Genomic DNA, 2,153 nt, shown 5'->3' on the forward strand with positions numbered 1-2,153 from the left:
CCCTGCTGCAGGACGGCTAGCAGCCTGTCGGACTTTAGGCGATTTCCGAATAAGACGCTATCAAGAATCAAGCTCCGTAGGAGCCCGCTAGCGGGCGACGTGACCTGCCGGAATCGCGTCATTGTGCCCCCACCCGTCGCCCGCAAGCGGGCTCCTACGGGTTGGATTTTTCGCGGAAATCACCTTAAGGTTCCAGCCACGCGGCCGCGTTAGGTGGACAAGCGCAGCGCAGTCCACCAGCGGCGGCGCGGGATTCCCGGAACTGCGCCGGCGCTGGTCCGGCCTCTGGCTGGTTATGATGATCAAGGCCCCGAAGGCCTGAGATCCATCCAGTCAGGCGAATTCCGCTGATCTGGCATCCAGGCTCCGGATGGCCCTACCGGCCGCTGGAGCGACCGGACGGCATTCCCACGCGGGAGCGCTGGAGCGTGGGAACGAGACGAAAAGGCACAACCGGCCCATGCCGCAGGCGCGGTGATCCATCTTGCCCGGCACCCTTGGCGCGGCTACCATCGGAGCCTTACGGGGCCGCCCGAAATCGATCGCGACGCTCGCGTCAGGAATTTTCGCGTGCATCGACTCACATGAACAACCAGTCTGATCAGACCCGGCAGCCTCAGCGTCATCGCCGCCGGACCGGTCGCCGTACGGGAGCACCGTCATGATCCGTCACCGCCGCTTGATCAGTTTCGACTGGGCGATGAAGCGCGTCTGCGCATTGCCCAAGGTCTGCTGGACGTGATTGCCGACGATCAGTTGCTGGCGGAAAAGACCGGATTGAGCGCGGCCCAAATCCGGGGCTTGCGCACGGGGCGGACCTGACGGAGACCGCATGATGAGCGACCAGCAAACCACAGTTCCAGTCGACTGGCGGATCTATCTGGCCGCCGCCCTGGTCGGCGCCCTCGCCGGACTGGTCGGCGCCGCCTTTCATGCCCTGCTCGACCAAGCCGACCAGAGCCGGGATCTGCTGCGCACCGTCCTGGCGTCGGCACCGGTGCCGGGTTGGCTGGTCCTGATGGGCCTGGGTGCCCTGGTACTGAGCGCCGCCCTGTGGCTGGTCCGCCGGTTCGCTCCGGAAACTGCCGGCAGCGGTATTCAGGAGGTGGAAGCCATCCTCGCCGGTATGCGCGCCCTGCGCTGGCAGCGGGTGCTGCCGGTCAAGTTCGTCGCCGGGGTGCTGGCGGTCGGCTCCGGCTTGGTGCTGGGGCGCGAGGGACCCACGGTCCACATGGGCGCCGCGCTGGGCCAACTGGCGACCGAGCGGCTGCGCCTGGAGCCCCGGCAAGGCCGTTCGCTGATCGCAGCCGGCGCGGCGGCGGGGCTCGCCGCCGCCTTCAATGCCCCGCTGGCGGCCATCGTCTTCGTCACCGAGGAATTGCGGGAGCACTTCGAGTTCAGCTTCGCCGCACTGCAGTCGGTCATCCTGGCCTGCTGTTTCGCAGTGGTGGTCAGCGGCTGGCTCCTTGGGCAGGGACCGTCCCTGCCGATGGCGCCAGTGCAAACGGCGCCCTTATCCGCGCTGCCCCTGTTCTTGGTGCTGGGGGTGCTGATCGGCGCCTTGGGCGTGCTTTTCAACGCGCTGCTGCTGGGCTCGGTACGGCGGTTTCGCGCCCTGCGCGAGGGGCACGCCTTCCTCACGACCAGCGCCCTGGGGATGGCGCTGGGTGCTTTGCTCTGGTTCGCACCTGACGCGATGGGCGGCGGCGAGGGGCTGGTGGAGTCGCTGCTCCGGGAACACCAGGGCGCGCTGGTCCTGCTGATGCTGCTGGCGGTGCGCGTGCTGACCACGGTGGGCAGCTATGGCGCCGGGCTGCCGGGCGGTATTTTTGCCCCCCTGCTCGCCCTCGGCACTGTTGGCGGGGCGGCCTTTCACCACTTGGTGACCTGGCTGGCCCCGGGGCTCGGCCTGAGTCCTGAAGTTTTCGCGGTGGCGGCCATGGGGGCTTTGTTTGCCGCCACGGTGCGCGCCCCCCTGACCGGGATCATCCTGGTCATCGAACTGACCGGCGCCAGCAATTCCAAATTTGGGCGGCAGCATCCAGCGTGAAGCCGTCGGCGGGGCTGATGGTGGATGCGCTGCGCTTATCCACCCTACAAAACCTGCAATTTTGTAGGGTGGATAAGGCGCGCCGCACGATGTTCGGGATTCA

The 2,153-nt window shown here is 67.3% G+C and carries 2 protein-coding genes; one reads left to right on the top strand and one right to left on the bottom strand.

Going from position 1 to position 2,153, the window contains the following annotated elements; translation table 11 throughout:
• Positions 1-669 precede the first annotated feature (669 nt).
• Positions 670-834, bottom strand: a complete 165-nt coding sequence (locus QZY03_RS13005; protein ID WP_295581654.1) for a hypothetical protein — start codon at positions 832-834, stop codon at positions 670-672.
• Here QZY03_RS13005 and clcA point away from each other — a divergent pair.
• Positions 833-2,050, top strand: coding sequence for a H(+)/Cl(-) exchange transporter ClcA (gene clcA / locus QZY03_RS13010; protein WP_295581656.1), 1,218 nt, complete (start codon positions 833-835; stop codon positions 2,048-2,050). The genes QZY03_RS13005 and clcA overlap by 2 nt on opposite strands.
• Positions 2,051-2,153 lie beyond the last annotated feature (103 nt).

Origin of the sequence: uncultured Lamprocystis sp. (assembly GCF_903933125.1) — a bacterium.
Taxonomy (GTDB): Bacteria; Pseudomonadota; Gammaproteobacteria; order Chromatiales; family Chromatiaceae; genus Thiodictyon.

What these genes read in the sequence shown, in the direction of transcription:
- clcA (WP_295581656.1), top strand. Translation starts at nt 833, where the DNA reads ATGATGAGCGACCAGCAAACCACAGTTCCAGTCGACTGGCGGATCTAT.
- QZY03_RS13005 (WP_295581654.1), bottom strand. Translation starts at nt 834, where the DNA reads ATGCGGTCTCCGTCAGGTCCGCCCCGTGCGCAAGCCCCGGATTTGGGC.